The sequence below is a fragment of the Halorientalis salina genome (assembly GCF_005049285.1).
Classification (GTDB): domain Archaea; phylum Halobacteriota; class Halobacteria; order Halobacteriales; family Haloarculaceae; genus Halorientalis; species Halorientalis salina.
The window spans coordinates 566170-592347 of record NZ_SOSC01000001.1; the positions used below are offsets into that span (position 1 = coordinate 566170).

At 64.7% G+C, this 26178-nt stretch carries 24 protein-coding genes, 1 tRNA gene and 1 pseudogene; 18 read left to right on the forward strand and 8 right to left on the reverse strand.

Annotated elements, in window-relative coordinates:
* The first annotated feature begins 28 nt into the window (after window positions 1-28).
* Window positions 29-640: a DNA-3-methyladenine glycosylase family protein gene (locus E2481_RS03005; RefSeq protein ID WP_136715634.1), complete on the forward strand. Its 612-nt coding sequence runs from the start codon at window positions 29-31 to the stop codon at window positions 638-640.
* A 6-nt stretch (window positions 641-646) separates the two neighbouring features.
* Here E2481_RS03005 and E2481_RS03010 read toward each other — a convergent pair whose 3' ends face one another.
* Window positions 647-1060 carry a universal stress protein gene (locus E2481_RS03010; protein ID WP_136715635.1) on the reverse strand — a complete coding sequence of 138 codons (414 nt, stop codon included), beginning with the start codon at window positions 1058-1060 and terminating at the stop codon, window positions 647-649.
* An 81-nt stretch (window positions 1061-1141) separates the two neighbouring features.
* Window positions 1142-2494 carry a RimK family alpha-L-glutamate ligase gene (locus tag E2481_RS03015; RefSeq protein WP_136715636.1) on the reverse strand — a complete coding sequence of 451 codons (1353 nt, stop codon included), beginning with the start codon at window positions 2492-2494 and terminating at the stop codon, window positions 1142-1144.
* A 140-nt stretch (window positions 2495-2634) separates the two neighbouring features.
* Between E2481_RS03015 and E2481_RS03020 the strand changes: the two genes are divergently transcribed.
* The 7 genes and pseudogenes from E2481_RS03020 (at window position 2635) to E2481_RS03050 (ending at window position 10627) form a co-directional block, all read left to right on the forward strand.
* A complete protein-coding gene (locus tag E2481_RS03020; protein ID WP_136715637.1) occupies window positions 2635-3654 on the forward strand; it encodes a succinylglutamate desuccinylase/aspartoacylase family protein in 1020 nt (339 codons plus the stop codon).
* 233 nt (window positions 3655-3887) lie between these two features.
* Window positions 3888-4361: pseudogene (locus E2481_RS03025) on the forward strand (DUF7344 domain-containing protein).
* A 380-nt stretch (window positions 4362-4741) separates the two neighbouring features.
* A complete protein-coding gene (sdhC, locus tag E2481_RS03030; RefSeq protein WP_136715639.1) occupies window positions 4742-5134 on the forward strand; it encodes a succinate dehydrogenase, cytochrome b556 subunit in 393 nt (130 codons plus the stop codon).
* 1 nt (window position 5135) lies between these two features.
* On the forward strand, window positions 5136-5504 hold the full coding sequence (locus E2481_RS03035) for a succinate dehydrogenase hydrophobic membrane anchor subunit (protein ID WP_136715640.1): 369 nt from the start codon (window positions 5136-5138) through the stop codon (window positions 5502-5504).
* A complete protein-coding gene (locus E2481_RS03040; protein ID WP_136715641.1) occupies window positions 5501-6394 on the forward strand; it encodes a succinate dehydrogenase/fumarate reductase iron-sulfur subunit in 894 nt (297 codons plus the stop codon). The genes E2481_RS03035 and E2481_RS03040 overlap by 4 nt, the downstream gene beginning before the upstream one ends.
* Before the next feature lie 22 nt (window positions 6395-6416).
* Window positions 6417-8246 carry an FAD-binding protein gene (locus tag E2481_RS03045; protein ID WP_136715642.1) on the forward strand — a complete coding sequence of 610 codons (1830 nt, stop codon included), beginning with the start codon at window positions 6417-6419 and terminating at the stop codon, window positions 8244-8246.
* 203 nt (window positions 8247-8449) lie between these two features.
* Complete coding sequence (locus tag E2481_RS03050) at window positions 8450-10627, forward strand: DUF7827 domain-containing protein (protein ID WP_136715643.1); 2178 nt, start codon at window positions 8450-8452, stop codon at window positions 10625-10627.
* A 3-nt stretch (window positions 10628-10630) separates the two neighbouring features.
* Here the strand turns inward: E2481_RS03050 and E2481_RS03055 are convergent, their stop codons facing one another.
* Complete coding sequence (locus E2481_RS03055; RefSeq protein ID WP_136715644.1) at window positions 10631-11311, reverse strand: SOS response-associated peptidase; 681 nt, start codon at window positions 11309-11311, stop codon at window positions 10631-10633.
* Window positions 11312-11396: 85 nt separating this feature from the next.
* On the opposite strand from E2481_RS03055, the gene E2481_RS03060 reads away from it, so the two are divergent.
* From E2481_RS03060 to glmU, 4 genes are all read left to right on the forward strand, one after another.
* A complete protein-coding gene (locus tag E2481_RS03060) occupies window positions 11397-12722 on the forward strand; it encodes a 5'-deoxyadenosine deaminase (RefSeq protein WP_136715645.1) in 1326 nt (441 codons plus the stop codon).
* A gap of 48 nt (window positions 12723-12770) precedes the next feature.
* A tRNA-OTHER gene (locus E2481_RS03065) sits at window positions 12771-12875 on the forward strand.
* Window positions 12876-13101: 226 nt separating this feature from the next.
* The gene (locus tag E2481_RS03070) at window positions 13102-13800 is read left to right on the forward strand and encodes a hypothetical protein (protein WP_136715646.1); all 699 of its coding nucleotides are present in this window, start codon (window positions 13102-13104) and stop codon (window positions 13798-13800) included.
* Between the two features lie 120 nt (window positions 13801-13920).
* Entirely contained in the window at window positions 13921-15102 is a 1182-nt protein-coding gene (gene glmU, locus E2481_RS03075) for a bifunctional sugar-1-phosphate nucleotidylyltransferase/acetyltransferase (RefSeq protein WP_136715647.1), read from the forward strand.
* Here glmU and E2481_RS03080 read toward each other — a convergent pair.
* Window positions 15086-15919: an alpha/beta fold hydrolase gene (locus E2481_RS03080; protein WP_136715648.1), complete on the reverse strand. Its 834-nt coding sequence runs from the start codon at window positions 15917-15919 to the stop codon at window positions 15086-15088. The two genes, glmU and E2481_RS03080, sit on opposite strands and share 17 nt — an antisense overlap.
* Window positions 15920-16023: 104 nt before the next feature.
* Here E2481_RS03080 and E2481_RS03085 point away from each other — a divergent pair, with 104 nt between their 5' ends.
* Window positions 16024-16875: an SDR family oxidoreductase gene (locus tag E2481_RS03085; protein ID WP_136715649.1), complete on the forward strand. Its 852-nt coding sequence runs from the start codon at window positions 16024-16026 to the stop codon at window positions 16873-16875.
* 86 nt (window positions 16876-16961) lie between these two features.
* Window positions 16962-17150, forward strand: coding sequence for a DUF7576 family protein (locus E2481_RS03090; RefSeq protein WP_136715650.1), 189 nt, complete (start codon window positions 16962-16964; stop codon window positions 17148-17150).
* A gap of 499 nt (window positions 17151-17649) precedes the next feature.
* Here the strand turns inward: E2481_RS03090 and E2481_RS03095 are convergent, their stop codons facing one another.
* Window positions 17650-18084: a CBS domain-containing protein gene (locus E2481_RS03095; protein WP_136715651.1), complete on the reverse strand. Its 435-nt coding sequence runs from the start codon at window positions 18082-18084 to the stop codon at window positions 17650-17652.
* A gap of 186 nt (window positions 18085-18270) precedes the next feature.
* Window positions 18271-18909 (reverse strand): helix-turn-helix domain-containing protein, encoded by a 639-nt coding sequence (locus tag E2481_RS03100; RefSeq protein ID WP_136715652.1) that lies wholly within the window; start codon window positions 18907-18909, stop codon window positions 18271-18273.
* Between the two features lie 494 nt (window positions 18910-19403).
* On the opposite strand from E2481_RS03100, the gene E2481_RS03105 reads away from it, so the two are divergent.
* The 3 genes from E2481_RS03105 to E2481_RS03115 all read left to right on the forward strand — a co-directional run bounded on the left by E2481_RS03105 (window position 19404) and on the right by E2481_RS03115 (window position 22414).
* Window positions 19404-21173, forward strand: a complete 1770-nt coding sequence (locus tag E2481_RS03105; protein ID WP_136715653.1) for a cytochrome c oxidase subunit I — start codon at window positions 19404-19406, stop codon at window positions 21171-21173.
* Window positions 21174-21219: 46 nt separating this feature from the next.
* Window positions 21220-21522 (forward strand): hypothetical protein, encoded by a 303-nt coding sequence (locus E2481_RS03110; protein WP_136715654.1) that lies wholly within the window; start codon window positions 21220-21222, stop codon window positions 21520-21522.
* Between the two features lie 82 nt (window positions 21523-21604).
* Entirely contained in the window at window positions 21605-22414 is an 810-nt protein-coding gene (locus E2481_RS03115; protein ID WP_136715655.1) for a hypothetical protein, read from the forward strand.
* A 93-nt stretch (window positions 22415-22507) separates the two neighbouring features.
* Here E2481_RS03115 and E2481_RS03120 read toward each other — a convergent pair whose 3' ends face one another.
* Entirely contained in the window at window positions 22508-23482 is a 975-nt protein-coding gene (locus E2481_RS03120) for a hypothetical protein (RefSeq protein WP_136715656.1), read from the reverse strand.
* Window positions 23483-23553: 71 nt separating this feature from the next.
* A complete protein-coding gene (locus E2481_RS03125; protein ID WP_136715657.1) occupies window positions 23554-24084 on the reverse strand; it encodes a plastocyanin/azurin family copper-binding protein in 531 nt (176 codons plus the stop codon).
* Window positions 24085-24232: 148 nt separating this feature from the next.
* Between E2481_RS03125 and gatE the strand changes: the two genes are divergently transcribed.
* Window positions 24233-26110, forward strand: a complete 1878-nt coding sequence (gene gatE / locus E2481_RS03130; RefSeq protein WP_136715658.1) for a Glu-tRNA(Gln) amidotransferase subunit GatE — start codon at window positions 24233-24235, stop codon at window positions 26108-26110.
* The last annotated feature ends 68 nt before the right edge of the window (window positions 26111-26178 follow it).

Below are 26178 nucleotides of genomic sequence, written 5' to 3' on the forward strand. Positions count from 1 at the left end.
TTTTTCGATTCGGTCCCTGCCGTCGTTCGTGTCGGACCCACACGAGACGCTCGCTGCTGACGACTACCTGGGACCGCTCGTCGAGCGCCACGGCACGTTGACCATCGAACCAGCCGCGGACTTCTTCCAGCGGTTCGTCGTGTCGGTGCTGCGCCAGCAGGTGTCGATGGCGTCGGCCGCCGCGACGAGAGAGCGGCTGTTCGAGGCCGTCGAGGTGACGCCCGAGGGCGTTCTGGCGGCCGACGAGGCGGTACTGCGGGACGCCGGCCTCTCCCGCCAGAAGACGCGGTACGTCGAGAACATCGCCGAGGCGTTCGTCGACGGCAGGGCGAGTCGCGATCGCTTCGCGAGCATGAGCGACGACGCGGTCAGAGCCGAGTTGACCGAAATTACGGGTGTCGGAGCGTGGACCGCGGACATGCAACTCGTGTTCTCGCTGGGTCGCGAGGACGTGTTCCCGGTCGGCGACCTGGGCATCCGGAAGGGAATGGAAACAGTCTTCGGCGAGGAGATGACCCGGGCGGAGATGCGAGGACGGGCCGAGCGGTGGGCCCCGTTTCGGAGCTACGCCAGCCTGTATCTCTGGCGGGCCGAGGAGGACATCACCGAGAGCGTGGCGGAAGTCAACGGGCAGAAGTGACGACTGTCAGACCGTGAACACCGGCCGGCTGCCGTCCCTGACGACGCGTTCCGAGACGCTCCCGATCTTCTGTCTGTGCGTCTGGCCCTGATACCCCATCACGATCGCGTCGGCGTCGACATCTTCGGCGTAGTCGATGATCTCTTGGTGGGGGACGCCGTGACACACTCGCGTTTCGGTCTCGATACCGAGGTTGTCCGCGCGGTCGGCGAAGTCGTCGACCAGCGCGTGTCCCTGGTCTTCGAGTTCGTCGACGACGATCTCGGTACTACTGAGACTCGGTTCACCGTACAGCCGCGTGTCGACGACGAACATCGAGTGCAGCTCCGAATCGAAGCGGTCGGCGAGTTCGAGCGCGTGCTCGGCCGCTCGGTTCGCGCCGTCGCTTCCGTCCAGCGGTACCAAGAGCGTGTCGTACATGCGAAACCCGATGCCCGCATCGTCAATAGTAACTCTGTGGCTGTAGGTGCCTGCGGACAGGGAGTTCCCCGAAAGGTGAACTTACTCCTCTTCGAGTTCCCGCTCGCTCCGTTCGCCGCCCTGTTCGTCGGCGCGGCGGTTGATGTCGACGAGGTAGTGTTCGAGGATGTCCCGCCCAAGTAGCAGGGGGTACTCCATGTGATCGCGGTCCTCGACACTCGCGGTGACGGTGTGCTGGGTGCCGCCGACGCCGACGACGAGGTCGACGACCGGACGGGATTTGCCCGACTTGAGGCTCCCGGATTTCACTTTCACGATGTCCTTGATCGGACCAGTCCCGATATCGGCGGCCAGGCGAGAGTCGATGCTCGTCCGGGTGGCTCCCGTGTCGGATTTGGCCATCACCGTCTCGGAGCCGCGGGTGCCGCTGAGGACGACCTCCTCGATGTACCCGACGACGACCGGTTTCGATTGGGCGTTCTTTTTGGGTCGCGGCATACAGGCGGGTCGGGAATCGTCGAGCGACGCAGCCAGTCGTTCGACCGTCTCGTCGTCGACCTCGCCGCCGGCCCGCTCGATGGCCAGTTTCGCGATGTACGGCGCGGGGCTTCGGCCCGTCGCCTCGAATAGCCCCTTGAAGCCCGCGGTGGGATTGACTTCGAGGACCTTCCAGCCGTCAGCCCCCTCGACGATGTCGACGCCGGCGTAGTCGAGGCCGACGATATCGGCGGACCGGCGTGCCATGTCCGCCACCTCGTCGTCGATGCCGGCGGTCGCGTCCTCGACCGACCCGCCGAGCGCGACGTTCGTGCGCCACTCGCCGTCGGGCGCGTAGCGGTTCATCGCGCCGACGATGGTGTCGCCGACGACGTAGACCCTGAGGTCGCTGTGACGCTTCTCGTCGTGTTCGAGATATTCCTGGAGAAACGCCTGCCGGGAGCCGACCTGGGGGTTGACCGGGTCGTCCAGATCGACCTTCCAGGCACCGCCGCCGTGAGTGCCGATGGCGGTCTTGTAGACCGCCTGGTCGCCGAAGCGGTCGCGGTCGGCGTTGAGTCGGTCGCCCGAGAGGGCGAGCAGGGCGTCGGGGACGGGGACGCCGTTCCGGGCGAGTGCGACGCCGGTCGCGAACTTGTGCATCGCCGTCAGCGTCGCGCTCGGTGGGTTGAGCATCGGAGCGAGCTGTTCGAACGTCTGTGCCAGACCCAGTCCCTCAGCGGGATGTTCGTCCTTCGAGAGGAGGAGTCGGTTGGCGATGACGTCGACGTCCGGTTCGAGACTCGCGACGCCGTCCTGGATGTCGACGGCCGTGTTCTCGGCTCGAAGCCACGCCGTGTCGTACCCGAGGTCGGCCACCGCGTTGAGAATTGCCTTGGTTTCTTTGCTGTTGTGAAGGCTGAGGACCCCGACAGTGAGGTCCGCGTTGTCGGCCATAGACTGGGTAGAACCCTGCCCGGAAAAAGGGCTACTACTCACCCCGTAAAACATCGGGTAAACGCCATTTCGATCGAACGGAGCGTTATCGTGACCGAGCTAGGTCGACTGTTTTTATAGCTCCCAGTCCGAGGGCGGGCATGAGCGAATCACGGGCGTTCACCTACAGCGACGGCGAGGTGGCTCCCGGAGAGACCGCGGACATCCGGTACAGCGTCAGCCAGACGTATCTCGGTGATCCCATCCGAATCCCCGTGACGATCATCAACGCCGAGAAGCCCGGCCCGAGGGTGTTTCTCAGTGCGGCGGTCCACGGCGACGAACTCAACGGCATCGAGGTCGTCCGAGCGGTCGCACAGGAGTGGGCCCACGAGGGGCTTGAGGGGACACTCGTCTGTCTTCCCGTTCTGAACGTCCCGGCCTTCATGGCCCAGGAGCGGTACCTCCCGATTTACGACCGGGACCTCAACCGGTCGTTCCCCGGTGCGGAGGAAAGCACCAACGCCAAACGGATCGCCGCCCGCATCTTCGAGAACTTCATCGAACCCTGTGATGTCGGCATCGATTTTCACACGTCGACGCGCGGCCGGACGAACATGCTACACGTCCGGGCGGACACGAACGATCCGGCGGTCGGTCGGCTGGCCAAGGCGTTCGCCTCGAACGTCATCATCTCCAGCGAGGGTCCGAGTGGTTCGCTGCGCAGGGAAGCCAGTGACGCCGGCGTCCCGACCATCACCGTCGAAATGGGGGAGGCCCACCGGTTCCAGCGGAAACTCATCGACCGGGCGCTCGAGGGCGTCGAGAGCGTCCTCGCAGAGTACGGACTGCGCCCGGCAGAGGCCGTCCACTGGCCGGGGTGGCGGACGATCATCGACGGCAACGAGGAGAAGACGTGGCTGCGGGCCGACGCCGGCGGCCTCGTCGAGATGCACTACAGCCAGGGCTCGCTGGTCTACGAGGACGACCAAATATGCACCATCACGAACCCGTTCAAAGCCGAGACCGACACCATTCGAGCCCCCTTCACTGGTGTCCTCGTGGGAACGGTCGAGAACCCGCTGGTGTACCCCGGGAACCCGATCTGTCACCTGGTTCGACTCGACGAGCGAACGCTGCGAGCCGTCGAACGCGAAGCGGAGAACGGAGAGCGCTCGTAGTTCGTCCGAGAACGTGTTGTCAAATAACACATTAAGCCATATTAACAAACTAGCTAGAACTAGGGAAGAGTTTACAGAACGGTCGGGGAAAACTTCGACACGACATGCCATAATCCCAGCGGGGCCAGAACGCGGCGTCCGAGTTCTCCCGGGAACAAGCGGAGTCTCCCTCGCAGACGGGGAAGGGTGAGACCGAAACTGACACAGCGATCTCTCTCGACGAAACGTTCGATATCCGACGCAATTCGCGGCGACTGCGCGTGTTACAGTACCTGCTCGATTCGGACTCTGAGAGCGCAGAACTCGGCGAGGTCGCAGAGCACATCGCGGCGCAGGAGAACGACAAGCGGGTTTCATAGATCACCTCAACGGAGCGAAAGCGAGTGTACGTGGGGCTTTATCAGAACCACCTGCCACGGATGGACGCCGTCGGCGTCGTCGATTTCGACTCGGACCGAAAGCGGATTCAGGCATGTGACCGCGCACGTGAACTACAAACCTACCTCCAGACCGATTCATCCAGCGGGCGAACCGGCGGTAATCGGTGGCCGATATACGATCTCGTCGTCGCGGGGTGTGGCGGACTCGCGCTGGCGGCGAGCCTGCTACTCGAAGGACCCGCCGTGCTGAATCCAGTGTCGATCACAGCCGCCGTAGTCGGCAGCGTTCTCGCACTTTCCCTGGGCCAGTTGTATACCGAGTCGTGAGCGAGGAGGCACAGTTCGATCCCGACCGAATCGGATCGACTGGTCGCATTGTTCGGGGAACGATACACATCTATCCGGACAGTAGTCCGAAATTAACCTCGAAACGAACCAGTTAGTCACCGATTTACAACGATGGTGGGGTGAGCGCGTTCATCCGGGGGAGTGTGGAACCACCTCGATTGGTGGGTGGTGGTACCGAGAAACGTCGGTCCAGGCCGACGTTTCGACCGCCTTATTGACGTGCGGTACCCGTCGGCCACAGCGGTGGCCTGGCACGGAAGGAAGGCCCGAACATGAGCGGCTCTGCGGGCGATTTTAGCGGGTCGCTGCAGGACCATGTAGAAACTACTAAACACCCCCGGTCCTTGGCTCAGAACGTTATGAGTCAGTCGTACGACCGGGGCACCGTCGAGGACTTCGGACGGTGGAAAGAGTTCTCCGCCGGTATGTGGGCATGGATCTTCCACAAGTTCACCGGCTGGGTGCTGGTCGGCTATCTGTTCACCCACATCGCGGTGTTGAGCACCGCAACGCAGGGAGCGACGACGTACACGCAGACGATCCGGGGACTGGAAGCCCTGGCAATCGTCCGCGTACTCGAAGTCGGGTTGCTGGCCGTTGCGGTGTTCCACATCCTCAACGGCGTCCGACTGCTGTTCGTCGACCTCGGCGTGGGTCTAGAGGCACAGGACAAGAGTTTCTACGCGTCGCTGGTGCTGTCGGGCGCCATCGTCGTCGCAAGCGTCCCGACGTTCGTCTCGGGGGCGTTCTGAGATGGCAGAGCACTACTCCTCGTTCAACAGGGGCAACACCCGCTGGTTCCTCCAGCGAATTACGGCCGTGTTCCTGATCGGCGTGCTTGCGTTCCACTTCATGCTGTTGCACTTCGTGAATCACGCCGCCGAGATCACCTTCCTCGGGACCCAGGCACGGATGAGCCAGGTGGGCTACTTCGGGACGATGATCGCCTTTCTCGTGACCGCGACGTTCCACGGCGTCAACGGCGTCTACAACGCGCTCATCAACCAGGGCCTGGAAGGCACACAGAAGCAGGCCGTCAAGTGGGTGCTCGTCGTGGCCAGCCTCGTGTTGGTCGCACAGGGCTCCAGAACGGCGCTCTACATGGCAGGGATCATCGCATGAGTACCGGAATTCAGGAATCAGAAACCGAAGCCGACACAGAGGAACAGGACACTGCGGCCGAGGAGTCAGCGGCCCAACGACAGCGCATGGAGACGAAACGCCAGCGCGCCGCCGAGCGGGACCTCCAGGAGAAAGCCGAGGAGGAACTCGACGACTCCGAGAACGCGGTCGAGCTGAAGGTCTTCCGCTACGACCCCGAGGTCGAGGGCAAAGAGGAGCCGCGGTTCGACACGTTCCACGTCCCCTTCTTCAAGGGGATGACCGTACTGGACGCGCTCATCTACGCCCGCGACCACTTCGATTCGAGTCTGACCTTCCGACACTCCTGTCGACAGGCGATCTGTGGGTCAGACGCGTTATTCATCAACGGCAGGCAGCGACTGGGCTGTAAGACCCAGATGGTCGACCTCGACTGGCCGGTCCGCATCGAGCCGCTCCCACATCAGGACGTGGTCAAGGACCTCGTCGTCGACATGGAGCACTTCTACGACCAGATGGAGTCCGTCGAGCCGTACTTCGACCCCGAGGAGACGCCGAAGAAAAGCGACTTAGAAGAGCAGCGCCAGGACCGCGAGAACCGCGAGAAAATCAAGATGTCGACGCGGTGTATCTGGTGTGGCGCGTGTATGTCCTCGTGTAACATCGCCGCGGGCGACAACGAGTACCTCGGTCCGGCGGCCATCAACAAGGCCTACCGGTTCGCGATGGACGAGCGGGAAGGCGAGAACATGAAACAGCACCGGCTGAACATCATCGAGCAGGAACACGGTGTCTGGCGCTGTCAGACCCAGTTCTCCTGTACCGAGGTGTGCCCGAAGGACATCCCGCTCACCGAGCACATCCAGGAACTGAAACGCGAAGCCGTCAAGAACAACCTGAAGTTCTGGTAACCCCTAGCAACACCAATCACACATGTACGAACACGACGTTCTGGTCATCGGCGGCGGCGGTGCAGGCCTCAGAGCCGCGATCGCGGCCCACGAAGAGGGTGCCGACGTGGCCATCGTGACGAAGCTCCATCCCGTTCGGAGTCACACGGGTGCGGCAGAGGGCGGTATCAACGCGGCGCTCCGGGACGGCGACTCCTGGGAAGACCACGCCTACGACACGATGAAGGGGTCGGACTTCCTGGGCGACGCCCCGGCGATCGAGACGTTCGCGAAGACCGCTCCCGAGGAAGTCATCAACCTCGAACACTGGGGGATGCCGTTCTCCCGAGAGGACGACGGGCGCGTCTCACAGCGTCCGTTCGGCGGCCTCTCGTTCCCGCGAACCACCTACGCCGGCGCCGAAACCGGCCACCACATGCTCCACACGATGTACGAGCAGGTGGTCAAGCGAGGCATCGAGGTCTACGACGAGTGGTACGTGAGCCGCCTCGCCGTGACCGACCACGACGACCCGGAAGACCGCGTCTGTCACGGCTGTGTCGCCTACGACATCAAGTCCGGCGAGATTGCCGGCTTCAAGGCGACCGGTGGCGTGATCCTCGCGACCGGCGGGCTCGGACAGGCGTTCGACCACACCACCAACGCGGTCGCCAACACCGGCGACGGGCCGGCGATGGCGTACCGCGCCGGCGTCCCGGTTGAGGACATGGAGATGATCCAGTTCCACCCGACGACGCTCCCCTCGACTGGCGTGCTCATCTCCGAGGGTGTCCGCGGTGAGGGAGGCATCCTCTACAACGACGAGGGCGAACGCCTCATGTTCGAGTACGGCTACGCGAACAACGAGGGGGAACTCGCCTCTCGTGACGTCGTCGCCCGCGCGGAACTCACCGAGGTCAACGAGGGCCGCGGGATCGACGACGAGTACGTCCACCTCGACATGCGCCACCTGGGCGAAGAGCGCATCCTCGACCGCCTGGAGAACATCCTCCACCTGGCGGAGGACTTCGAGGGCGTCGACGGCCTCGAAGAGCCGATGCCGGTCAAGCCCGGCCAGCACTACGCGATGGGCGGGCTCGAAGTCGACGAGAACAGCGAAACCTGTATCAACGGCCTCTACGCCGCCGGCGAGTGTGCCTGCGTCAGTATGCACGGTGCCAACCGCCTCGGCGGGAACGCCTTGCCCGAACTGCTCGTCTTCGGTGCCCGCGCGGGCTATCACGCGGGCGGCCGAGACCTCGGCGAGGCGAAGATCCCGACCGGTCCCTCGGCGAAAAGCGAGGACGGCCACGTCGATACGCCCGTCTCGCCCGGTGCCGTCGATGCCGGCGACGGGGACGTCGCCGCGGACGGTGCCCTCGTCGAACCCCAAGAGGTCATCCAGCACCACGTCGAAGCGGAGGAGCGCCGCGTCACGGAACTGCTGGAGAAAGACGACGGCGTCAACCACGCGGAGGTGCGCGCCGACGTCCAGGAGACGATGACGGACAACGTGAACGTCTTCCGCAACGAGGAGAACCTCAAGGAAGCCGTCGAGGACCTCCGCGTCGCTCGCGAGCGTTATCAGGACGTCTACGTCCGCGACCCGTCACGGACGTACAACACGGACCTCATCCACACCATCGAGACGCGCAACATCATCGACGTCGCAGAGGCCATCACCCTCGGTGCGCTGGCCCGCGAGGAGTTCCGCGGTGCGCACTGGCGCGAACAGCACCAGGAGCGCAAAGACGACGAGTGGATCAAGCACACGATGGTCTCCTGGAACGACGGCCGGCCGGACCTCTACTACAAGCCCGTCGTCCTCGAAGGCGAGGACAAGACCTACGAGCCCAAAGAGCGGTCCTACTAACCTCCCTTTTTTAACGGGAATTTCCGCGCTTCCGCTCTACAGCACACAGACCCCACGCTACGCACTCTTTTGTACTACTCACCCTCTGAACCCCGTAGCGTCTGCTAGGTAACTGCTACGAACCGGAAGCCGACGAGTAACAAAACCGGTAGCGAATGAGGAGCAGCCACGGCCACTGCCGATCACCGCATTCGTTACAAACGATGACCGAGACGACTCACGCTTCGATTCTCGTATCGCTTCTCCTCTGTGCCGGTCTCGTCGCGACCGGCCCCGTATCCGGCGTCGCTCTCGCCGGCCACGACGACGGGGAGCACCACCACGACGGCTACGACTTCGACGCGAACCTCACGTCCAGTGTAGTGCACTGGCAGGGACAGGACCTCTACGTCCAGGGCAACGCCAGCGAGGTCACGTACGAACTCCATTCGGTGTCCGACAGTGGAGGGCAAGCTACCGTCGACGAGTTCGTCGACACCGTCACGCTCGACGAGCGCGCGTCGGCCGTCGTCGATTCGTCGTCCCTGGAACCCGGCGAATACGTCCTCCTCGACGACGAGGACAGAGTCGTCCGAACGAACGATCGGGGCGTCCAGACCGGGACGGCACCGCAGAGCGATACTGACGCGGTCGACGAGGCGGCGTTCAGAATCGCCGAGCAGGAGTTCAGTGTCACGCCCGAGCAGGACACGTCGGCCCCGGGCTCCAGTCTCGATTTCGACGTCGACTCGAATCGCGGGGAGTACGACGTGGAGATCACGGCCACGGACGTTTCCAGCGGCGAACTGCGGGAAATCTTCGGCGGGACGGAGACCGACGACGGAACGCGAGTTTCGGAGGTCTCCGACGAGATCGAAGCCGATCTGACGGACGTCGACACCGGCACGTACACGTTCACGTTCTCGGTGACCGACACCGACGAGGACTCGACAGCGACGATCACCGTCTCCGAAGCCGAGGAGATGGCGTTCGTCGACGACAACGTTCGGGCAGCCGCCGGCGATACGCGGACGATCGATATCAGCACGGAACCCGGCGACAGTGGGACCCTCGTCGTCGGATCGGCGGACAAGGGCTACCGGGCCGAAGTCGAGTTCGAGGACGGTGACGACGACGGCCGCGTCTCGCTCACGGTGAACACGTTCCTCGCCGGGAATCGCACGGGGAGCGGCGAGCGGACGGCCTGGAGCGCCGACGACGGCGACGTGATCACTGGCGTCGACCTGACGACCCCCGCGCTGGACGAGCACCTCGCGGCGACGGACTACGAGATGGCGGTCAATTCCGGCGGCGAACTACAGGACGTCGGGCTGTTCGATCTCCACGAGCCGTCGGTGTCGAACCTCACTCTTCGGACCGCGCCCGAGCGCCAGTACGAGGATTCGCTATCGGAGATGACTCGCACGCGGACTGACCGGGTCGCGGTCGACGACGTGCTGATCGCCGACGTGAACGCGACGGGCGTGTTCGGCCTGCTGGACGCCCAGCCCGGGGACGACGACACCGAGCGGTTCCGGTCGCTGGTCGGGTCGCGGAACGCGTCGTTCTGGCTCGAACTCGACGAGACCCTGGGGAACCAGCAACCCCGTCTGGACACCGCCGAGAGCTTCGAGAACGACGCGATTCGGGCGTATCCCGATCCGGAAAACGGAACGATTACTGTCGTGATGGACGAAGCGTCGCTGGCGTTCAGGAACGGCCAGTCATCGATACAGACTGGTGAACGCTACGAGGTCTGGTTCGAACTCGACGGGGACAGTGCGGTCGTCTCGTCGGACCAGCCGGTCAGTTCGACCGTCGAGTTCACCGAGCGAACTGCCACCATCGAGACGGGCGAGAGCGACCAGCTCTGGTTGCCGGCGACGCGCAACGCGACGGTCGACGGCTCGACGACGGTCGCCCCCGGCACGGAAATCGGGTTCAACTACCGACTGGACGGGCTCCTGAGCGGGGCCACGGAAACGGAGGTCCGGTCAAACGGGACCTTCGCTGCGCTGGTCGACCTGTCGGACACCGACCCCGGAACCAACGTGAGCGTCAGTCTTCGCGACTTCGATGCGGAAGCCGGCGGCGTCGTGCAGGCGGCCTCCGAGAAGCCGAGCGAGCCGATGACACCGATCACAGAATCGCCGATTACAACGACCGAACGCTCGACAGGTGACGCCACCGAAACGACGACGGAAGAGACGACCGAAACGACGGCAGAACCCGTCGAGCCGACGACCACCACGGCAGGGACGGTCACGGCAACGAACGCGAGCGACGAACCGAGGGACACCACCGCGGGGAACACGACCGAGGACGGGGCCGGCTTCACCGTCGGCGTGGCGCTTCTGGCGCTCCTCGGGGTCGTCCTGCTCGGAGTGCGACGACAGCCGTGACGGTCAGCCTGCGAACTCGCCGAGGCCGGTCTGTTCGGACTCGTCGGGTTCGATCACTCCCGGGGAGTCGTTGGTGGGGTCGTTGACGGCCGTCGAGATGGGGTACGCGTCGAGGTCGTCGTTCGGGTAGGGGCGACACAGCTCGGCGCGTTCGTCGGGGGAGGCCGTGAGCCACGTCGATTCCTCGTCCCGGGGCAAGACCACGGCCATCCGATGGTGGAGCGGTTCGACGAGGTCGTTGGGTTCCGTCGTCAGTACCGTGACGGTATCGCGCTGCCGGTCGTCTCCCTCCCAGCGTTGCCACAGGCCGGCCATCGCGAAGACCGGGTCGTCCTCGCGATAGACCCGATACGGCTGTTTCGGTCCCCGTGCCGTCTCTTTCCACTCGTAGAACCCCGAGGAGAGGACCAGGCACGGACGGGACTCCCAGGCGTCGCTGAACGCCGGTTTGTCGCCCGCGGTCTCGGCGCGGGCGTTGATGAAGCCCTCGTCGTCCGGATCGGCCCAACTGGGCCGGAATCCCCAGTCGAACCGCTGGATAGTGTCCGGCCGGTCGCTGGTGACGACCTCGACCGGGTCGGTCGGGGCGATGTTGTAGCGGGGCTCGTACGCTTCCGGCACGGCAGCGCCGAATCGGGATTCGAGTTCGGCCCGCGGGGCGAACAGTGAGGTGCGACCGCACATAGTCGCGTGTAGGGGTTCCAGGAGGTAGTGTTGTCGGTGGTGCGGACCGAGGAATTTTGAGCGCGAGTCCGGTAGTATCGAGGAGATGTTACTCCGGGGAACAATCGTCGTCGACGCCGAGCGGGTCATCGGGGACGGGGCGGTGGTCGTCTCGGGTGATCGAATCGAAGCGGTCGGACCGGCAACCGACCTCGAAGTCGAGTATCCGGACCGCGAGCGTCGGCGCTTCGACATCGTCATGCCGGGCCTGGTCGGCGGCCACGTCCACTCCGTGCAATCGCTCGGGAGGGGGATCGCCGACGACACCGCGCTCATGGAGTGGTTGGTCGACTACGTCCTGCCGATGGAGGCCGAACTGGACGCCGAGGGGATGCGACTCGCGGCGGAACTCGGCTACCTGGAGTGTATCGAGTCGGGGACCACGACGGTCGTCGATCACCTCTCGGTGAACCACGCCGACGCGGCCTTCGAGGCGGCGATCGAATCTGGCATCCGCGCCCGCATGGGCAAGGTGTTGATGGACAAAGATTCCCCGCCGGGCCTGTCGGAGTCGACCGACGCGGCATTGGCCGAGAGCGAACGGCTCATCCGCCGGTACCACGGGGCCGAGGACGGGCGGATCAAATACGCGGTCACGCCGCGATTCGCCGTGACCTGTACCGAGGCCTGCCTGCGCGGCTCGCGGGAGTTGGCGGACGAGTACGAGGGGGTACGGATCCACACCCACGCCAGCGAGAACCGCGACGAAATCGCCACCGTCGAGTCGGAGACGGGCAAACGCAATATCCACTGGCTCGACGAAGTGGGATTGACCGGCGAGGACGTGGTCCTGGCCCACTGCGTCTGGACCGACGACTCCGAGCGTGAAGTTCTCGCCGAGACCGGGACGCACGTCTGCCACTGCCCGTCCTCGAACATGAAGCTCGCGTCGGGTATCGCCCCAATCGCCGACTACCTCGACCGCGGGATCAACGTCGCCCTGGGCAACGACGGGCCGCCCTGCAACAACACGCTCGATCCGTTCACGGAGATGCGCCAGGCGAGTCTCCTCCAGAAGGTCGACCGGTTGGACCCGACGACGACGCCAGCGGGGACGATATTCGAGATGGCAACGCGGAACGGTGCACGGGCCGCCGGGTTCGACCGGGTGGGCGAACTCCGGGCGGGATGGAAGGCAGATCTCGTGGGTATTCGGACCGATGCGGCGCGGGCGACGCCGGTCCACGACGTCCATTCTCATCTCGTGTTCGCGGCTCACGGCGACGACGTGGCGTTCACGATGGTCGACGGACGGGTGGTGTACGACGACGGCGAACACGTCGCCGTCGACGCAGCGCGGATCAAGGAGCGAGCACGCGAGTACGAACTGCGGTCCACGCCGAGCAATGGCGCGAACACGGGGTCCCAATAGGGAGCATCGCAGGGTTGATACTGTTGCTACCCGTAGGACAGAGTGCTCGGAAGGGTGGCTCAGTGGTAGAGCGCCGACGGTCGGACGTGCCAGAAACCCGGCCGTGGGTTACCCCGCTCAGGGCTTCGCGTGGTTCAAATCCCGCCCCTTCCACTTCTGCACAGACCACGCGAGGCGTTTCATCGCCGAGCGGTACCTCTGTGCAGAAGTTGAGCAAGGGATTTGAAGTAGACCAGTCGCGCACAGCGAAGCGAGCACGTCTGGGCGTAGTTCAAATCCCGCCCCGTCCACTTTCTGTACAGCACCCGCGAGGTCGTGTCCGCCGCGGACACGAACACGTCGTATTTAGGACGGCTGGGACGAAATATCACCGGTACCGATGGTCCTGTATCCGAGCGAACAGTGGTTGCACGAGTACTGTCGGGCGCTCAACGAGAGCGACGATTTCGAGGCGTTCGGCTTCAGCGAGGACGTACTGCTCGTCGTCACCGACCTCCGCCTGGACGAATTCACGATCGGTGACCTCAGCGGGGACGCCCTCGATGGGGTTCCAACCGACGTGCGCGAGCGTCTGTCCGACATGACGCTGGCGGAGGCGGTCGATAGCCTCGACGGGAGCGTCCGGTCGTCGCTGCCGGAATCGGTGGGACAGCTCGTCGATCAGGCGGACCGGTACGTCGAGAACGGGACCATCTTCGTCTACATCGAACTGGACCGTGGCAGTTGTTTCGGGCCGGCACTCGTCGACGACCCGGCGGCACTCGAATACGGTGCGGTGTTTCGGGCCCCTGCCAAGACGTGGCAATCCATCGTCGCGGGACGGCCGGCCGCGGCGGCCGTGGCGAGCGGTGATCTCGAAATTTTCGGGAATCGATTGCTGCTGGTCAAACACCTGGCGGAGTTGCAACTGCTCTGTGATATCGCGGCCGAGGACGTCGATTCGGAGTTCCTGTTTCCCACCTACGATCGCTCGCTGTGCCAGTTCGTCCTCGACGAGTCGCTCCGCAAGCCGATTCACGTCCAGAAGGAACTCACGCGCGAGGCGGCGCTGGCGCTGCGATCGATCACGCCGTTTTGAGCGGTCGGCGGACCGAGCAGACGAGTACGAACCGCGTTTCGTCCGGTCGCGAGTCGAAGGCGGTCACTACGGCGGCGAACGGTCGGTAGGGCTTAGTGGGTGCCAGCGGACGGACCGACCATGCAAGCTGTGATTCTCGCTGCGGGCGAAGGGACGCGAATGCGTCCTCTGACCGAGTCGCTGCCGAAACCGATGTTGCCGGTCGCCGATAGGCCGCTCGTCGCCCACACCGCCGACGCGGCGGTCGAGGCCGGCGTCGACGATCTGGTCCTGGTGGTCGGGTACGAACAGCAGGTCGTCAGGGACTACTTCGGCGACAGCTACCGGGGCGTTCCCGTTTCGTACGCAGTCCAGGAGCAACAGCTCGGGACGGCACACGCGGTCCAGGCCGCGCGCGAGCACCTCGACGGGGAGTTCGCGGTGCTGAACGGCGACGATCTGTACGATCCGGCCGGGCTCGCCGATCTGTTCTCGGGCGGGCCAGCCGTCGGTACCTACGAGGTCGAAGATCCCCGGCCGTACGGCGTCTTCTCCATCCAAGACGGCGCGGTGACGGGCATCGAGGAGAAACCCGAGGACCCGCCGTCGAACCGGATCAACGTGGGCGCGTACGTCTTCCCCGCGGAGGCGCGGGACTGGCTGGACGTGCCCCGGAGCGAGCGCGGCGAACACGAGATCACGGACGTGCTGGAGCGGGTCATCGAGGCGTTCGAGGTCCGGACGGTCGACATCGAGCGGTGGATGGGCGTCGGGCGGCCCTGGGAGCTACTGGAGGCAAACGAGTGGAAACTGGCCGAGATGGAGTCGTCGGTCCGCGGCGAGGTCCGCGGCGACGCCGAGCTCAGGGGGACGGTCGTCGTCGAGGAGGGCGCGACGATCGAACCGGGCGTCGTCATCGAGGGACCGGTCCTGGTTCGCAGCGGTGCCGAGGTCGGTCCGAACGCGTACGTTCGCGGCGCGACGCTTCTGGACGAGGACACCGAGGTCGGGCACGGGGTCGAAGTGAAGAACACCGTCGTCATGGCGGGGACGAACGTGCCACACGTCAGTTACGTCGGCGATAGCGTTCTCGGACGGGACGTGAACCTCGGTGCGGGGACCCAGGTCGCGAACCTGCGACACGACGACGCGGACGTGACACTGATGGTCAAAGGCGAGCAGGTCTCGACCGGACGCCGGAAGTTCGGGATCGTCGCCGGTGACGGCGTCAAGACGGCCATCAACACGAGTTTGAACGCGGGCACGAAACTCTCGGCCGGCGCGGTGACGAAGCCCGGCGAGTCGGTCACTCGAGACCGCTGAGACCGCTGGAGTCGTCCTCGGATTCGGGCGCGAGCGTCCCGTTTTCCGGCGCGTCGATGTCGTCGCTCCGTGCCGCGCTCCATGCCCAGAGGACCCGACGGATGCGTTCGTGGGCCACCTCGTAGCTGACGTTCGCCGGCAGGTCGTCTGCCTGCCCGGTGTAGCTCCCGAACTGGGTGTGGTTGACACCTTCGAGAGTGATGACGGTGGCGTTCTCCGGGAGGTTCCGGTCGGTCGCGGTGGACTCCGCGCTCGTCACGACCCCGTCACGTGAGCCCAGGACTTGCAACGCCGAGAGGTCGGTCCCGTTGATGGACTGCTCGCAGTACGAGCCCGCGAGGACGACACCGTCGACTCGCTCGGGGTTGTTACTCGCGTACTGACAGGCCATCGAGCCGCCGAGCGAGTGGCCGCCGACGTACCACGTGCGGATTTCGGGTGCCTGTTCGCGGAAGACGCCGGCCCGGTCGGGGTCGAGGACCGACAGCGTGAATGGCATCTTCGGGACGTACACCCTGACGCCGGTTTCGGCGGCGTAGGGAGCCAGAACGGGGACGTAGGCCTCGGGGTCGACGTGACCGCCGGGATAGAAGACGAGGCCGACGCTCGCGGGTTCGTCGCCGGTCTGGGAGATGACGTAACTGCCGCGGCGTTCCTCGACGGTCACGTTCGCGTCGTCGGTGGCCGCCGCCACGGACCCCGAGCGGGGCTGGTGCGGGTTGGCGGCCCAGCCGACGCCCAGGGTCGCAACGACGACCATGACGGCGAGCAGCCAGACGATAGCGCGCTTTCCGTTCGACACCACGACAGTTCGCATACCGGGTGCTACTGGGGGAGGGGTAATACCGCTTTTCCACTCCACGTGGTAGCGTGCGCCGTTGCAGGAGTTATTAGTGAGTTGGGAGAGTGTGCCACTCACGGATGATTGATAAACCAGACCTGAGCGGGCAAACCGCCTTTATCACTGGAACGACGCGCGGCATCGGAAAGCAGTTGGCGCTCGCACTCGCCGAGCAGGGATGTAACATCGTCTCGACGGGCAAAACCGTCGACGACTCCGACTCGGACCTTGAGGGAACGATTCACAAGACGGCCGAGGAGTGCGCCGAGAAGGGTGTGGACACGCACGCCATTCAACTGAACGTCCGCGACGAGGACGTCGTCGACGCGGCCATCGAGGAGGCCATCGACGAGATGGGCGAGATCAACATCGTCATCAACAACGCTTCGGCCATCCAGATGGCGAACGTCGAGGAGATGCCGGCCAACCGGTACGACCTCATGAACGAGGTCAACGTGCGCGGCACGTATCTCGTCTCCCGCGGGTTCATCGACCACCTCCAGGACGTCGAGGAGGACGCCTGGATCCTGACGAACGCGCCGCCGGTCAAGATCGACCGCGCGCCGGGGAAGGCCGCGTACTCCTGGTCGAAAATGGGAATGTCGTTCATCACGCTCTCGCTGGCCCAGGAAGTCGGCGGCTACGACATCGGCTGTAACTCCTTCTGGCCGGTGACCGCGATCGACACGCGCGCGACCCGCTACTTCGGCATGGGCACGGAGGACGACTGGCGCACCCCCGAGATCGTCTCGGATACGGTCCTGGAGATCCTCAACCGCGACCCGGCCGAGTTCACCGGCGAGTACGTCTACGACGAGGAACTCCTCCGCGAGGCCGGCGTTTCCGACTTCTCGGAGTACAACCTCACCGAGGGTGACCCGGCACCGATGTCCGCACAGATATTCGACCCCGACTACTCCCGGTCGGAGTAACGCCACCGTGAAACATCGCTGTCTTCGGGGCCTCCCGTCGATGGCGATATGTGGGATTAAGTAGGTCGGTTGCACAGGTTCCAATAATGGTTGACCCGACATCGGATCTCGACGAGGACGTATCAGAGGACGACGCACCCACCTGCAGGACGTGCGGTGAACCGATCGTGGATTCACCGAACCACCGCGTTATCACGTGGGTCGAGGACGGCCAGGTCCAGTCAGCACACTTCTGTGACGAGGACTGCCGACTCGACTGGGACGGCGCCCAGTAATCTCTCTTCTTTCTCTGCTTCGGTATCGAACGGCGGCAACCGTTGCTGTTAGCGGTCCCGGCTCACAGATCCTGCTCTGGCACGGTACTATCGCCCGAAGAAGTGGGGAGAGACCCACTTGGAAACGAGTTGGGAGCGATGCCAGTGGCACGGATACTCGTATCGGGAGAGTCCGACCACCAGCAACTGTCCGTAAGTGTGTAGTTTGTATTGCAGTTTCGCCAGTCATACGAGGGGATTCATAGCGGATACAGCGCGGAAACCCACCCTTTAGGGGTGGGCTAGCTTACACATCTCGAACGGATCAAACCGGGGCCGCCCGGACAGGGGACTATCGACTGGCCGGCGACCGGGTCCGAGTGCCGCGTTTCCATCGCGCCCCCGGTACGGGTAGTGGAGACGTAGGCGGGGCCAACGGGGACACAGGTACGCGCAAACCCGTGTTCGCCCGGTGTTCGAAGCTCCGGTAGGCTGTACCGGTCACCGCAGTCGGGAACGGTTACTCGAACTCGCCGTCGGGAACGTCGGTTTCGGGCTGGCTCGCCATCTCCAGGCGGTGGTGTGGCAGGAAGTGCGCGAGGTCGGTCGTCGTGACGATGCCGACCGGTTCGCCGCCTTCGGTGACGGGGAGTTTCTTGACGCCGTTGTTCCCCATGCGGTCGCCCGCGTTCTCGACGGTGTCGCTGGGCCGGATGGTGACGACCGGGTCGGACATCAGTTCCTCGACCGTCGTCGACTGGGGGTCCTGCCCGTTTCCGATGCTCTTGACCACGTCGTGTTCGGTGATGATGCCCTCGATCGGGTTCTCCCCGATGACGAGCGATCCGACACCTTCCTCCGCGAAGACGCGAGCAATGTCGTCGATAGTGGTCTCCCGCTCGACGGTTTTGACCGGCGAACTCATGATCTCGCTGACTGGCGTGTCGTCTGCCATGACTACGTTGGCGGTGGTACGCCGCACTCTTAAGCGTAGCCCTCAACGCGACACACCCGAGAAAACCCACCAGCCGTCAAACTGCCGGACAGAAATGTTCGCAACCGACGGTTGTCGAGCGGGCAGCAAGCACGATAAGTCTGCCCGAGCATCGATCCGGTGTTCACGTACTTCTGTCCGAGAGTCTCAGTTCGTCCCGACCAGTGCGTCGAGGACCTTCGACTGGGCGATAGTGAGGTGCTCCGTGAACGTCGACAGGGAGATATCCAGGGTCTCGGCGATCTCGCTGCCGTTGGTTTCTCGCGGATGTTCGAAGTACCCCATCTCGTACGCGGTTTCGATGACCTCGCGCTGTCGCTCGGTGAGTCGGCCCCGGTCGACGAGGACGAGGTTCTCGCTGTCGAGGTCGCCCGACCGTGAAAGATGCTGGAGCTGGACGTCACCGTACTGCGCCCGGAGGTCTGCCACGAGCGACCGGACCACGTCGACGTCCGGCGCGTAGAAGGTCAGTACCAGGCGGCCGTTCTCGGCCCGGACGTCCTGGAGCGGACAGTCCCGGCGCTCGACGGCCTCACACACGCAGCTCCGGTCGCGCTCGCGTTCGAACCGGTACCTCGTCTCGGTGTGCGTCTCGAAGACCGGCGTCACGCCCTCGCGGTCGATCTCCGAGTCGGCAGTGAACTCCTCGGTGACCGGTCCCTCGCCGGTCGCGGCGTTCCAGGAGATGTTCGATACCTCGTCACCGGTCTCCGCCGAGATCTCGCCGGCCGGGCACGACCCCGGGGCCAGAACCGACATCGCGACCTGCAACCCTGCCGTGCCCATACGCCCCCTACGAAGCCCCCCAGTATTGAGGTTCTACCGAAGGTGTTCGCCTCGGCCGACCACGACCGCGCTGGTCGACGCCAGTCGACGACCTGTCCCGACGGGGATGGAAAAACACCCTCGATGTTTTGGCCCTGGATTGATTCCCCAGCGGGCGGAACCTACGGATGCAGCCGGAATCGACCAGCGGGTTTCGGTTGCGTGGACAGTTCGAGAGTCCGGCCGAGTCAGCGAGGCGGCCCGGCTGTCGGCAGGCGGCTCGGACAGTTCCCGACGCTGCTCGCCCCGTGGAACTGGACCGAAACGCATTGGTGTCCACTACCTGCGACAGCCGGCCAGTATCGGCCGTCTCGCGGGCGGTCCGACGGAAATAGCGGTATTTTTTGCGACGTATAAGTAGGGGTGACCGAATCTATTCGCGACAATTGCCATAGCGGTGACGCCGGAACACGCGCGTATCAATGGCTACAGCGTCGTGGATCAGTATCGCGGTAATGAGTGGACTCCTCTTCGCGGTGATGCTCTGGGTGACTCGGGTCGAGGACTGGCGGTCGTACGCGCTGTCGGTGTCCGGTGACCGCGGGTTCGGACGCGAGTCGGGGCACGGTCACGCCGAAAAGCCCAGCGGCATCACGCGGTGGCTGACGACCGTCGATCACAAGGACATCGGCCTGCTGTACGGCACCTTCGGCATCCTCGCGTTCGCCTGGGGCGGCATCGCCGTGCTGTTGATGCGCGTCGAACTCGCCGGCCCGGCCGAGGACATCATGAGCGCGAGCCTGTACAACGGGCTGATGACGAGTCACGGGGTCACGATGCTGTTCCTGTTCGGGACGCCAATCCTCGCCGCGTTCTCGAACTACATGATCCCGATACTCATCGGCGCGGACGACATGGCGTTCCCCCGCATCAACGCCATCGCCTTCTGGCTGCTCCCGCCGGGTGCCCTGCTGATCTGGGGCGGCTTCTTCCTGCCGGCGATCGAACCGGCGCAGACCGCCTGGACGATGTACACGCCGCTGTCCATCGAACAGACCAATCGCGCCGTCGACCTGATGTTGCTCGGGTTGCACCTGACCGGCGTCTCGGCGACGATGGGGGCGATCAACTTCATCGCGACTATCCTCACCGAGCGCGGCGAGGACGTGACCTGGGCGAACCTGGACATCTTCTCGTGGACCATCCTCGTGCAATCCGCACAGATCCTGTTCGTCTTCCCGCTCCTGGGCAGCGCGCTCATCATGCTCCTGCTGGACCGGAACTTCGGGACCGCGTTCTTCACGGCCGACGGTGGCGGCGCGCTGCTCTGGCAGCACCTGTTCTGGTTCTTCGGTCACCCCGAGGTGTACGTCCTCGTCCTCCCGCCGATGGGACTCGTGAGCTACATTCTGCCGAAGTTCTGCGGCCGGAAGCTGTTCGGGTTCAAGTTCGTCGTCTACTCGACGCTCGCGCTGGGCGTCATGTCCTTCGGCGTCTGGGCCCACCACATGTTCGCGACGGGCATCGACCCGCGGCTCCGGGCGTCCTTTATGGCGGTCTCCATCGCCATCGCGATACCGAGCGCGGTCAAGACGTTCAACTGGATCGCAACGATGTGGAACGGGAAGTTGCGGCTGACCGCGCCCTTCCTGTTCTGTGCTGGCTTCGTGTTCAACTTCATCATCGGCGGCGTCACGGGCGTCTTCGAGGCCTCGATTCCGATCGACCTCGTCCTCCACGACACGTACCACGTCGTCTCACACTTCCACTACGTCATCATGGGTGCCATCGCCTTCGCCGTCTTCGCGGGCGTCTACTACTGGTTCCCGCTGGTGACCTGGAAGATGTACCAGCGCACGCTGGCGAAGTGGCACTTCTGGCTCTCGATGGTCGGCACCAACCTCACCTTCTTCCCCATGGTCCTGCTGGGCTATCTCGGGATGCCGCGCCGCTACGCGACCTACGAGATCACCGCGGGACCGCTGAACGTGTTCACTATCCTGCACCAGCTGGCGACGGTCGGCGCGTTCGTGCTGGCCGTCGGCCAGCTCATCTTCGTCTGGAACATCGTGACCTCCTGGCTGGAAGGCCCCGACATCGGAACCGACGACCCGTGGAACCTCGAGGAAACGCGGATCTCCGGCCGTGAGTGGGCCTGGTTCGAGGAGCAGCGCGAGACCGCCATGCCGGACGGCGGTGAGCGAACGGAGAGTTCGCGATCCTCGTCTGTCCAGAGGTCAGACGGCGGTGAACGAACTGATGGTTCGGAGTCCTCGTCGGACTGACGGGGAGTCCCAGTAGTTTTACCCCGCGAGTCGCCAGTCCTCTCGTATGACAGAGGAACGAGACCCGGAGGCGACCCTGGACCAGTGGAAAGCGGAGATGCAGGCCGAACACGCCGAGGCCATCGCGAACCCCGACCCCGAGGAGGATCACCAGATCGAGGGTGTCGTCCAAGTCAACTACCGCGTCTACTACGAGTACGACGAAGACAGTGACGCGCTCGAACGGACGCGGGAAGAGCAAGTAGACGAGTTGACGGACCCGGAACTGCGCTCGTGTGCCTGCGGCGTCCGGGGGATGACGCCCGACGAAGCGCGAGAACACATGGCCGCGAGTCGCAACCAATCGTAGCGAGGACGCAAGCACCTATCGACTACGTGAAACGATTTAATTCATAACAGACCTGTGAGTATCGCCACTGACTGTCTTCCAGATGATAGATTCGCTCCTCCGCATCCTGATCGGTGTCGTCGTCAGTATCGTCGCAGCGGCGATTCTGATGCCGCTGACGTTTCTCATCGCGAAACTACTGCGCCGGATCATCGGCGGAAAGACGGCCCAATCCGTCTGTCAGCGCGTGGGGAAACCGAGCCTGAACACGGATCTGGCGGACAAGGTGGAGACGGCGATCATCGGCGGTCTCATCGGTGGCGTGGTGTTCGCGAGTCTCAGTCCGGCCCTCGCGCCGGCGATGTACGACTTCCACGTCGACAGCGGCATCGTCGATCAGCCGGAACCGGACCTTTCGGTCCACGAACTTCGCGGCGTCTCCGAGGAGACCATCTCCGAGGAGTTCGAAGTCCGCGCGGACGAGAACTACTCGGTGTACGTACTCGAACTTCACAACGACGACAACAGGGCCCTCTCGGATTACAACTTGAACGTCAGGTTCCCGGGATGTGTCGAGCGGACCTCGATGGGGGCGACGACGTTCGGGGCAGCCGTCGTCAGCAACGAAACCGAGCAGGTCCAGGTCGGCGAGTTCAGCAACCGCTCGGCCAACGCGACCTGTTACGGGGCGATCCAGATCGACGAGTTCTCGACGCAGAGTTCGACGGTCGTTACCTTCCTCGTCAACGATACTGCGGACGAGAGCCGAACGGAAATGTATCCCGCACCGGAAAACGAGAGCTCGGTCTACCTGTCCAATTCCTATACCTGGAAGTACAACAGCCGCAGTTACTACGAACCCGCCGAACTGACGAGCTACAACACGACGATCGCTAACAACAGCGCGGCCTGACGAGACTACTCGGTTGGGCCTGCGTCGGACTGTGATCGAAATCAGAAGCCTCTCGATTCCAGCGGTGTCCAGGCGGACCGAACGGAGTCCAGTTCACGGCTCGCTGTCGTACCGTGGCATCGAGAGCGTCGTCGCGAGCGGGAGGTAACAGAGTTGATGCTCCAGAGCGAGATCGCTGGCCCCCGGCCGGGTCGCACTCGCCGCGACCGACGCAGTCGACAGCGTCGTCGCCTCGGCATAACAGGAGGCGTAGTTCAGCCGGAAGAAGTCCTCGACGAGCGTCGTATCGAAGTGCCTCGTCATCGCATCGAACACGGCCCTGCCCCGTTCCCGGGCGGACCGACAGTCCGGTTCCGGAAAGAACTCGCGCGCGAAATACGCGTACGCGCGGTCCGACTCGAAATACCCGGGGAGAACCTCCTCGATGGAGTTTCGGCCGGCCTGGAGCGTGTCCTCGTCGACGCAGTCGGCAAGCGGTGCAACCGACCGCGCTTCCGGCCGGTCGCCCGCGCTCGCGCGCTCCTGAAACGCCTCGATACAGCAATCCGGGTACCCGTGTAGCGACCCCTGATACCGTTCGAACTCGGCACGCGTTCCCTCGACGACGGCATCGAGGTTCCGGTCGAGAATCGTTTCCGGGGCCGGCGCGTCGCCGGCACGGAAGAAATACACCCGGAGCCCCCACTCGACGGAGCGCCCGTATCGCAGCCACTCCGGGACGACGACGGTCTCTCCGGGGTAGGCCGTCCGGAGTAGCTCGACCTCGGGGAGCCGGTCGGCCACCTCGCGTATCCGATCGGCGGCGTCTCGTAACGAGGCTCGTTCCACCGCGTCGACCGAGACCTCCGTCGTCTGAAGGAGCAATCGGGACTGCGTGACGGTCTCGATTCGCTCGGTGCTTCGGCCGCCGTCCCCGCTGGCGCTCGCGTACGCGCGCGCTGCCTGTTCGATGCTTCGGAGGTACGAGCGGTCGATCGGGACGCTGGCACCGCGGCGGTGACCGGTACGCACCGACGCCGTCTCCAGGGCGATGATCGTGGGAAGGGAAGCCACTGCAGCACGGTTCATGCCGTGAGGCTCCACGTCCAGCACCCTCAATCATCCGCCGGCCGCTGTTCGCGTGGGATCCGCCGGGCCGACTACCCGTGGAACTCGTCCCAGCCGACCGCTTCCTGGTCGACGATGGTGTCACTCTCCGGCACATCGCCGTCCGGCGGCATACTCCCCTCGGCGGGGCCACCGGGTTCGTCGACCACGATCCGGCCGAGCATCCCCAGGGTCTTGTGAGGGATACAGAAGTAATCGTACGTCCCCGCCACGTCGAAAGTGTGTTCGAAGGTCGCCCCCTCCTCGGACAATGTTTCGCTGTTCCAGGGTTCGGCGTCCTGGGGGATCCGAGTCACGGTCGCACCTCCGTTCCCGTCCGCATAGGCTGTCGAGGAGTGTGCCCCGGACGCGTTCACCCACGTGACGGTCGTCCCGGATTCGACGAACAGCCCCATGGGATCGAAGATGTACTCCGAGCCGTCGGTCCGCATCTCGACGGTGTTTTCCCCGTCACCACCGCCGTCGGTCGGGCTACCGCCATCGCCACCGCCGTTTCCGCCACAACCAGCAAGCCCGATCAGTGACGCGGTCCCGATACCTGTAAGGAAGGTACGGCGACGCATACCGGAACAGTCCACGGCCAGCCCCAAGACTTCCAGTGAGAGCAGGATGTCCATTCGAAGCCGAGATGTCGCGCGACCGAACATGGGGCGTGAGGGCCCGTGACCGACAACGGTGTGTTTTTTGCGCCCCGGATTCCCACACCGAGTAATGACCGACACCGCGGAGTACGACTACGAGGAGTTGGGGCTGGTCGCCGGGCTGGAGATCCACCAGCAACTGGACACCGAAGAGAAGCTGTTCTGCGGGTGTCCGACGGCGCTGCGTGAACCCGAAGACGCCGTCCGGCGGTTCACCCGGTATCTGCACCCCACCAAGAGCGAACTCGGGGAGATCGACGACGCCGCCCTCGAAGAGAGCATGGTCGACCGCGAGTTCGAGTACCTCGCCTACGACACGACCTGTCTCGTCGAGGAAGACGACGAGCCGCCCCACCGCGTCGACCGCGAGGCCATGGACACCGCCATGGAGATCGCACAGCTACTCGATATGAACGTGGTCGACCAGGTCAACGTCATGCGGAAGATCGTCGTCGACGGGTCGAACACCTCCGGCTTCCAGCGCTCGATGATGGTCGCCAACGAGGGCGTCATCGAGACCGAGGACGGCCCGGTCGGCATCGAGGACATGCTGCTGGAAGAGGAGTCCTGCCAGCGCGTCGAGGAGACCGACGACGGCGTCCGCTTCAGCCTCGACCGCCTCGGCATCCCACTGGTCGAGATCGGCACCAAACCCGACATCCGCTCGCCCGAACAGGCCAAAGAGGCCGCAGAGCGCATCGGGATGTTGCTGCGCTCGACGGGGAAGGTCAAACGCGGCCTGGGCACCATCCGCCAGGACGTCAACGTCTCCATCGCCGAGGGGGCCCGCATCGAGATGAAGGGCGTCCAGAGCTTAGAGGACATCGACGACCTCGTTCGCAACGAAGTCCGCCGCCAGGTCGAACTGCTGGACATCAAAGACGAACTCCACGACCGCGACGCCGAGGTCGGCGACCCACAGGACGTGACCGAAGTCTTCGAAGACACCGAGTCGGGCGTCATCGGCGGCGCACTCTCCTCGGGCGGGAAAGTGATGGGACTGCCGCTCTCCGGGTTCGACGGCCTCGTCGGCCGGGAGATTCAGCCCGACCGCCGGCTCGGAACCGAGTTCTCCGACCACGCCAAGCGCCACGGCGCGGGCGGCATCTTCCACACCGACGAACTCCCGGCCTACGGCGTCACGGAGGACGAAGTCGCGGCGCTTCGGGACGCAGTGGGTGCCGGCCCCGAGGACGCCGTCGCCATCGTCGCCGACGACCCCGACACGGCGGAGTTGGCCATCGGAGCCGTCGCCGAGCGGGCCGAAACCGCGATGGACGGCGTCCCCGAGGAGACCCGGGACGCCACCGAGGACGGCACTTCCCGCTATCTGCGCCCGCTCCCGGGCGCAGCGCGGATGTACCCCGAGACAGACGTGCCGCCGGTCGAACCCGACCCGGCGGCGGTCGAGACGCCGGAACTGCTCACCGAGAAGGTAGAGCGATACCGGACCGAACTCGATCTCGGCGAGGGACTGGCCAATCAGGTCGCCTACGGCCAGCGCTGGGCGCTGTTCGAGGAGGCCGTCGAGACCGGGGTCGACCCCAACCTCGCGGCTCGCACGCTCGAATCCGACGTGACGGAACTCCGCCGCCACGACGTCCCCGTCGAGAACCTGACCGACGACCACTTCCGTGGGGTGTTCTACCTGCTCGCCGACGGCGAACTCGCAAAGGAGGGCGTTCCGGACCTGCTGACCGCGCTGGCCGAGGACCCCGAGTTGACCGCCCCCGAGGCCGCAGACCAGGAAGACCTCGGGAGCGCCGGCGAGGACGAGGTCCGCGACGCCGTCGTCGAGGTCGTCGAGCGCAACGCCGAGCAGGTCGCCGAGGAGGGAATGGGTGCCTTCTCCGGCCTGATGGGCGAGTGCATGGGCGCGCTGCGCGGCCAGGCCGACGGCGACCTGGTCAGCGAGGTGCTGCGCGAGGAGATCCAGAAGCGAGCCTGAGACCGACGGCCCCGGGATCCCACCGACCGTAATTCACTCACGGGAGCGCGTGGTAGACGGGGTCGGTG

Excerpts from the sequence above, each read along its gene's own strand:
- E2481_RS03085 (WP_136715649.1), top strand. The coding sequence starts at position 16,024 with ATGATTGATAAACCAGACCTGAGCGGGCAAACCGCCTTTATCACTGGA.
- E2481_RS03095 (WP_136715651.1), bottom strand. The coding sequence starts at position 18,084 with ATGGCAGACGACACGCCAGTCAGCGAGATCATGAGTTCGCCGGTCAAA.
- sdhC (WP_136715639.1), top strand. The coding sequence starts at position 4,742 with ATGAGTCAGTCGTACGACCGGGGCACCGTCGAGGACTTCGGACGGTGG.
- E2481_RS03015 (WP_136715636.1), bottom strand. The coding sequence starts at position 2,494 with ATGGCCGACAACGCGGACCTCACTGTCGGGGTCCTCAGCCTTCACAAC.
- E2481_RS03120 (WP_136715656.1), bottom strand. The coding sequence starts at position 23,482 with ATGAACCGTGCTGCAGTGGCTTCCCTTCCCACGATCATCGCCCTGGAG.
- E2481_RS03070 (WP_136715646.1), top strand. The coding sequence starts at position 13,102 with ATGGTCCTGTATCCGAGCGAACAGTGGTTGCACGAGTACTGTCGGGCG.
- E2481_RS03050 (WP_136715643.1), top strand. The coding sequence starts at position 8,450 with ATGACCGAGACGACTCACGCTTCGATTCTCGTATCGCTTCTCCTCTGT.
- E2481_RS03105 (WP_136715653.1), top strand. The coding sequence starts at position 19,404 with ATGAGTGGACTCCTCTTCGCGGTGATGCTCTGGGTGACTCGGGTCGAG.
- E2481_RS03080 (WP_136715648.1), bottom strand. The coding sequence starts at position 15,919 with ATGCGAACTGTCGTGGTGTCGAACGGAAAGCGCGCTATCGTCTGGCTG.
- E2481_RS03115 (WP_136715655.1), top strand. The coding sequence starts at position 21,605 with ATGATAGATTCGCTCCTCCGCATCCTGATCGGTGTCGTCGTCAGTATC.
- glmU (WP_136715647.1), top strand. The coding sequence starts at position 13,921 with ATGCAAGCTGTGATTCTCGCTGCGGGCGAAGGGACGCGAATGCGTCCT.
- E2481_RS03010 (WP_136715635.1), bottom strand. The coding sequence starts at position 1,060 with ATGTACGACACGCTCTTGGTACCGCTGGACGGAAGCGACGGCGCGAAC.
- E2481_RS03035 (WP_136715640.1), top strand. The coding sequence starts at position 5,136 with ATGGCAGAGCACTACTCCTCGTTCAACAGGGGCAACACCCGCTGGTTC.
- E2481_RS03040 (WP_136715641.1), top strand. The coding sequence starts at position 5,501 with ATGAGTACCGGAATTCAGGAATCAGAAACCGAAGCCGACACAGAGGAA.
- E2481_RS03060 (WP_136715645.1), top strand. The coding sequence starts at position 11,397 with ATGTTACTCCGGGGAACAATCGTCGTCGACGCCGAGCGGGTCATCGGG.
- E2481_RS03100 (WP_136715652.1), bottom strand. The coding sequence starts at position 18,909 with ATGGGCACGGCAGGGTTGCAGGTCGCGATGTCGGTTCTGGCCCCGGGG.
- E2481_RS03055 (WP_136715644.1), bottom strand. The coding sequence starts at position 11,311 with ATGTGCGGTCGCACCTCACTGTTCGCCCCGCGGGCCGAACTCGAATCC.
- E2481_RS03090 (WP_136715650.1), top strand. The coding sequence starts at position 16,962 with ATGGTTGACCCGACATCGGATCTCGACGAGGACGTATCAGAGGACGAC.
- E2481_RS03110 (WP_136715654.1), top strand. The coding sequence starts at position 21,220 with ATGACAGAGGAACGAGACCCGGAGGCGACCCTGGACCAGTGGAAAGCG.
- gatE (WP_136715658.1), top strand. The coding sequence starts at position 24,233 with ATGACCGACACCGCGGAGTACGACTACGAGGAGTTGGGGCTGGTCGCC.
- E2481_RS03020 (WP_136715637.1), top strand. The coding sequence starts at position 2,635 with ATGAGCGAATCACGGGCGTTCACCTACAGCGACGGCGAGGTGGCTCCC.
- E2481_RS03045 (WP_136715642.1), top strand. The coding sequence starts at position 6,417 with ATGTACGAACACGACGTTCTGGTCATCGGCGGCGGCGGTGCAGGCCTC.
- E2481_RS03125 (WP_136715657.1), bottom strand. The coding sequence starts at position 24,084 with ATGCGTCGCCGTACCTTCCTTACAGGTATCGGGACCGCGTCACTGATC.